Annotated in this window: 6 protein-coding genes and 1 tRNA gene; 3 read left to right on the plus strand and 4 right to left on the minus strand. The window is 56.9% G+C overall.

What is annotated here, in order from left to right:
• Positions 1–143: 143 nt before the first annotated feature.
• Together sufA and AAAB35_RS04025 are read left to right on the plus strand one after the other, a co-directional pair.
• Positions 144–518, plus strand: a complete 375-nt coding sequence (gene sufA, locus AAAB35_RS04020) for a Fe-S cluster assembly scaffold SufA (RefSeq protein WP_340666939.1) — start codon at positions 144–146, stop codon at positions 516–518.
• A gap of 53 nt (positions 519–571) precedes the next feature.
• Complete coding sequence (locus AAAB35_RS04025; protein ID WP_340666940.1) at positions 572–889, plus strand: TfoX/Sxy family protein; 318 nt, start codon at positions 572–574, stop codon at positions 887–889.
• Positions 890–891: 2 nt separating this feature from the next.
• Here the strand turns inward: AAAB35_RS04025 and AAAB35_RS04030 are convergent, their stop codons facing one another.
• The 3 genes from AAAB35_RS04030 to AAAB35_RS04040 all read right to left on the minus strand — a co-directional run bounded on the left by AAAB35_RS04030 (position 892) and on the right by AAAB35_RS04040 (position 3,866).
• On the minus strand, positions 892–1,305 hold the full coding sequence (locus AAAB35_RS04030) for an NUDIX domain-containing protein (protein ID WP_340666941.1): 414 nt from the start codon (positions 1,303–1,305) through the stop codon (positions 892–894).
• Between the two features lie 90 nt (positions 1,306–1,395).
• Positions 1,396–2,901, minus strand: coding sequence for a DEAD/DEAH box helicase (locus AAAB35_RS04035; protein WP_340666942.1), 1,506 nt, complete (start codon positions 2,899–2,901; stop codon positions 1,396–1,398).
• Positions 2,902–3,092: 191 nt separating this feature from the next.
• On the minus strand, positions 3,093–3,866 hold the full coding sequence (locus tag AAAB35_RS04040) for an NAD kinase (protein WP_340666943.1): 774 nt from the start codon (positions 3,864–3,866) through the stop codon (positions 3,093–3,095).
• 220 nt (positions 3,867–4,086) lie between these two features.
• Between AAAB35_RS04040 and AAAB35_RS04045 the strand changes: the two genes are divergently transcribed.
• A tRNA-Thr gene (locus tag AAAB35_RS04045) sits at positions 4,087–4,162 on the plus strand.
• A 421-nt stretch (positions 4,163–4,583) separates the two neighbouring features.
• Here the strand turns inward: AAAB35_RS04045 and AAAB35_RS04050 are convergent.
• Positions 4,584–4,928: a hypothetical protein gene (locus AAAB35_RS04050; RefSeq protein ID WP_340666944.1), complete on the minus strand. Its 345-nt coding sequence runs from the start codon at positions 4,926–4,928 to the stop codon at positions 4,584–4,586.
• Between the last annotated feature and the right edge of the window lie 217 nt (positions 4,929–5,145).

Consider the following 5,145-nt stretch of genomic DNA (forward strand, 5'->3'; position numbering starts at 1 on the left):
CAGTACACAAGATGGCGATAGTTCATGGCTCTCCGCCTCTCAATTGTTGGCCGGGACAGTTTGAACACTTGCGGTGACGGTTGTGTAACATTAACTATGGTAATGTGTGATCGTTCCGCGATCTCGAAGAAGAGAGATGAGAAATGGGTCGTTTTTCTGTCATGACGTTGACTGAAGCTGCGGTAAATCGCGTCCGCGAAATCGTGGCGGCGCGCGAGAACGCGCTCGGGATCCGCGTCGGCATCAAGAAGGGCGGCTGCGCGGGAATGGAATACATGATCGACCTCGTCACCGAGGCAAAGCCAGGTGACGACATTGTCGAAAGGGACGGCGCGAGGGTCTATGTCGCGCCGGAAGCCGTCTTGTATCTCCTCGGTACGCAAATGGATTTCGAGGTGACGACGCTGCGCACGGGATTCGTTTTCAACAATCCCAACCAGACATCGGCCTGCGGCTGCGGAGAATCGGTGGAACTGACGCCGGCAAAGCCCGAAGCATTGGCCTCGGCTGCTTCTTAGCTTCCTGCCAAATTAGGCGTGACGCGCCGTTCTTGTCCTGCAATAGTTGGCGCATGGACAATGATGCAATTCACGATCTCTTCTCCGGACTCGGCCCCGTGACCATCAAGCGTATGTTTGGCGGCAAAGGTATTTATTTCAACGGTTTGATTATCGCGCTTGAAGTCGACGATAAAATCCTTCTCAAGGCCGATAATACCTCATCGCCCGATTTTGTGGCGGCAGGCTGCCGGCAATGGCGCTATACGGGCAAGAACAAGCCAGTGGACATGCCGTACTGGTCGATTCCCGATGACGCGTTCGATGATCCCGACATCATGACGGAATGGGCAAAGCGGGCCTACGAGGCGTCGCTGCGTGCCAGGAAATAGCACTACCCTTGCGGGCATTCTCGTTTGCGCATCAGGTCGATCGCATGCGTGGTCGGCAGCGTAACCTTGGCGGGCAGGTCGTCCAGTGGAAACCAACCGAGACCGCCATGTTTTTCCGGTTCGAGAAGTTGGGCTTCGCCGCTATAGGTCTCCGCCAGAAACAGGATACCGAGCCAATGCTGTCCTTCCTCGTGGAACAACTGTTCGCTTAATCCAAGGAGACGAATGACACCCGCTTCCAGTCCGGTTTCTTCAAGCGCCTCACGGCGAACGGCTTGCTCCGCGGTCTCGAGGAAATCCACTTTCCCCCCCGGAATGCCCCAAGAGCCCGCTTCCGGGCTCTTCTTTCGTTTCAGCAGGAGAATACGGCCACGGTTCAGGAAAACCATGCCGCATCCGACGCCCGGAGTTTCCAAGTTGGAGGCCCTTCCTGTTTGAACCGAATCTCTGCCGCAGAGTTTTGCGAGCAACAATGGATTCGACAAGACCGGGTATCTAACTGAGTTTTAGATTTTGGTGTCGATCAACATGAAGGCGGGGATCTCGTCGCCAAAGCCGACGGGCGCTGAGCCAAGGTCGTCGCGCTCGCGCCGATGGTCGCGGCGAGGCTCGGCATGCGCTGTCTTGCCACGTCGCTGTTCATTGTCGGCCTTGATCGCGGCCCTGTGCGGCTTTTCAGCGTTGCGCGGCGCTACAGGAACTTCCGCGATGACTGGCGCTTCTTCCGCGTCCTTTGCCTTTTCAGCGGCTGCCAGAATATCGATTTCCGATTGCGGGCGCTCGCGTTCGCGGCCTTCATTGCGCGGCTTGCGCTTGGGCTCACTCTTGCGGCGGCCGCGGCGCGGAGCTTCGTCCGTCTCCGTGGGGGCGGGCAGGGTGGAAAGGTCTCCGTCGAGCCAGCTGATATCTTCGCCGATCAGCTTTTCAATGGATGAAAGATGCTTGGTATCGGCGGGGGTCACGATCGTGAAAGCTTTGCCGGAGCGTCCGGCGCGACCCGTGCGGCCGATGCGGTGCACATAGTCTTCCGAATGGATCGGCACGTCGAAATTGAAGACGTGGCTGACATCAGGAATATCAAGGCCGCGGGCGGCAACGTCGGATGCCACCAGAATCTTGAGTTTGCCATCCTTGAAGTTCGCAAGCATGGTCGTGCGTGCGCGCTGATCCATGTCGCCATGGAGGGCGCCAGCGTCGAACTCGTGCTTGACGAGGGAGCGGAAGAGCTCCGATACATCCTTCTTGCGATTGCAGAAGATGATCGCGTTCTTCAGGCCTTCGTCCTCGGCGCGGATGAGGTCACGCAGTACCGCGCGCTTTTCCCAATCCTTCTTGCCGGATTTGACCAGCTTCTGTTCGACGGTCTTTGCCGTGGTCGCAGCTTTCGCCACTTCGACACGGGCCGGTGAATGCAGGAATTGTTCCGTGAGCTTGGTAATTTCCGGCGGCATGGTCGCGGAGAAGAACAGCGTCTGCCGGGTGAATGGGATCAGTTTGCAGATGCGTTCGATGTCAGGAATGAACCCCATGTCGAGCATGCGGTCTGCCTCGTCGATGACGAGAATGTCGACGGCGCTCAAAAGCAGCTTGCCGCGTTCGAAATGATCGAGCAGACGCCCGGGCGTCGCGATCAAAACATCGGCGCCGCGTTCAAGCTTGCGCAACTGGTCGTCGAACGATACGCCGCCAATGAGCAGGGCAACATTGAGACGGTGGTTCTTGCCGTATTTGACGAAGTTCTCCTCGACCTGCGCCGCAAGTTCGCGCGTGGGCTCGAGAATGAGCGTGCGCGGCATCCGCGCGCGGGCGCGGCCCTGTTCGAGCAGGGTGAGCATCGGAAGTACGAAAGAAGCGGTCTTGCCCGTTCCCGTCTGGGCGATGCCGAGGACGTCCTTGCGTTGCAGCGCATGCGGAATGGCGCCAGCCTGGATCGGGGTCGGAATTGTATATCCTGCTGCTTCTACAGCATTGAGCACTTTCGGTGAAAGGCCCAGATCGGCAAAGGTGGTCAACGGAGGTTTAACTTTCTATCTGCAGTCGGTGCTGATTGTGTCCATAATCCGACCAGCGATTGCTATGGTCTTTGGAATTGCACAGCGTTTTGCTTGAATGGCGTTACGGTGCAGGGGAGCAAAAGTCAACTCTTGGCGCAGGTCACATTTAAGAGTTTGTTACAATTGAGCGCGAATTTATTCCAATGTTGTCAATAAAGGAACTGTTCCTTGAGAATTCGCTCGTTCCAGGAATGGTTCTTGTCAAACAGAATGGTCACGCGCATCTGCAAAGCTTCTTCAACCCTAACCGTGAGCACCGACTTTACTTCGGTATGATCGGCGACGGCATTGACCGGCCGCTTCTCGGGTTCGAGGATATCGAAGCGGACGGTCACGCGGTTAGGAAGAAGGGCGCCGCGCCAGCGCCTCGGGCGAAACGCTGAAACAGGGGTGAGGGCGAGGAGGCGCGCATCAAGCGGGATGATCGGACCCTGCGCTGAGAGATTATAGGCGGTCGACCCGGCGGGCGTTGCCACCATGACGCCGTCGCAGATCAGCTCTTCAAGCCGGACCTGTCCGTCGACGCTAATCCTTATTTTCGCCGCCTGGTAGGACTGGCGTAGCAGCGATACTTCATTGAGAGCGAAAGCCGTGAAGGTCTCGCCATCCATTGTCTCCGTCACCATCTTTAGGGGGCGGATGGTTTCAGCCTGGGCCGCCTCAATCCGCTCCTTCAGCCCCTCTTCCCTGTACTCGTTCATGAGAAAGCCGACGGAACCGCGGTTCATGCCGTAGATAATCTTTCCCTGGTTCATGTAGTTCTGCAGCGTCTGCAGCATGAAGCCGTCGCCGCCGAGCGCGACGATGACATCGGCATTGCGCGTTTCTGTTTGGCCGTAGATCCGGGAAAGGTCGTGCACTGCCTCGTCGGAATCGGGGGTGCCTGAGGAAACAAAGGCAAATGTTTCAATTTTTCGGTTCATGGCCGCCTGCACATCCGAATACGCACTGCTCTGCGCCACCCCTTGCGAATGCAGCGCCGTTTGTTCGCGCGTCGCAAGTTGCGACGACCGCGCGGCTATCGCCTAGCACGGCACGCCCGATCTGGCAAAACACCGAGCATTCAAAAAAGAATGCGAAATTGCCATTCCGGGCAGTTTTTTCATTTTACAGCGCCAAGGTTTATGCTAAGCGGACGCCGCTGCCCTTGTAGCTCAGTTGGTAGAGCATCTGATTTGTAATCAGAGGGTCGGGAGTTCGAGTCTCTCCGGGGGCACCATAAATCTAAATAAAATCAATTATTTATGGGAAGCCGCGTTTCGCGGATTTGACCAATTAGTATTGTTTTGCCTTGGAGCGGCAAGGAGCTTTTGCAAGCTTCATTCTACCGCCACCCCTCGAATCGCGCTGTAGGGTGCCTCCATGGCCGAATGCGATGGCATCTTGGGCCAAAAAGGGAATGACTCCCTTTTGCTTGTCGAACCGAAGTTAGGCTGCGCAGACCTCGTCATTCCAGCTGGCTCCCCGGAGTTATGCCCACATTTTGGTTTTTACGAGAATCCGTCCCGCTCTTCTTTCAGTTTGTCGATGGCCCGCCTTGCCTCGACGACATCCCGGCCTGCGCGGTAGGTGAGACACTGAGACCAAGTACATTCCGGCCTTTCCCGATGGCAGACATTCATTGACAACCGAAAACTGGTTTATCTTGGCTCAGGCGCGGAAAGCCAGGCACGACCGAGAAGGATTGACAAAATTGCATGAAGCGTGACCGCGGGCCATAAGAGGACGCCCGTCAATCCGCCCACCAAACCGAGGTATACGAGATACAGCGTCATGGCTGTGCTGTAGGTCAACATGCCGACCAAGGGTTGCCAACAGGCTACCGCCAATGCGATAAGGGCTATGCCTGCCACGCGGGCGACGGATGTCGCAATGCCGGTCAATGCCTCGCCGAGCAACAACTCTCCGACAACAGACGGAACGATTAGAAGCGCCACTCCGGTGGCAGCTTCGCCGACAGCCGCGACCATTAGTGCCCATTTCATGGACTAGACCACCAGTTGCTTCCAGGGTTATCGTACGGCTGACAGACTTTAGAGCGTCGCCTGCGTCTCATTTTACGGCTCCAGTTCGAAGGTCAGATTGTCGATTTTCCCGGAGAACTCGAAAGGGGCGTCGTAGCGATACTCCACCAGCGCAACTCCAGTGCGGGTGTCTCGTCCGATGTCGAAGCTTTCGTCCTCTGGGAAGGTGATTGGAGTA

Origin of the sequence: Phyllobacterium sp., from assembly GCF_037994425.1 — a bacterium.
Lineage (GTDB): Bacteria > Pseudomonadota > Alphaproteobacteria > Rhizobiales > Rhizobiaceae > Phyllobacterium.

Bases quoted from the DNA above. Each gene is read 5' to 3' on its own strand.
- AAAB35_RS04025 (WP_340666940.1), top strand. From the start codon at position 572: ATGGACAATGATGCAATTCACGATCTCTTCTCCGGACTCGGCCCCGTG.
- AAAB35_RS04050 (WP_340666944.1), bottom strand. From the start codon at position 4,928: ATGAAATGGGCACTAATGGTCGCGGCTGTCGGCGAAGCTGCCACCGGA.
- AAAB35_RS04040 (WP_340666943.1), bottom strand. From the start codon at position 3,866: ATGAACCGAAAAATTGAAACATTTGCCTTTGTTTCCTCAGGCACCCCC.
- sufA (WP_340666939.1), top strand. From the start codon at position 144: ATGGGTCGTTTTTCTGTCATGACGTTGACTGAAGCTGCGGTAAATCGC.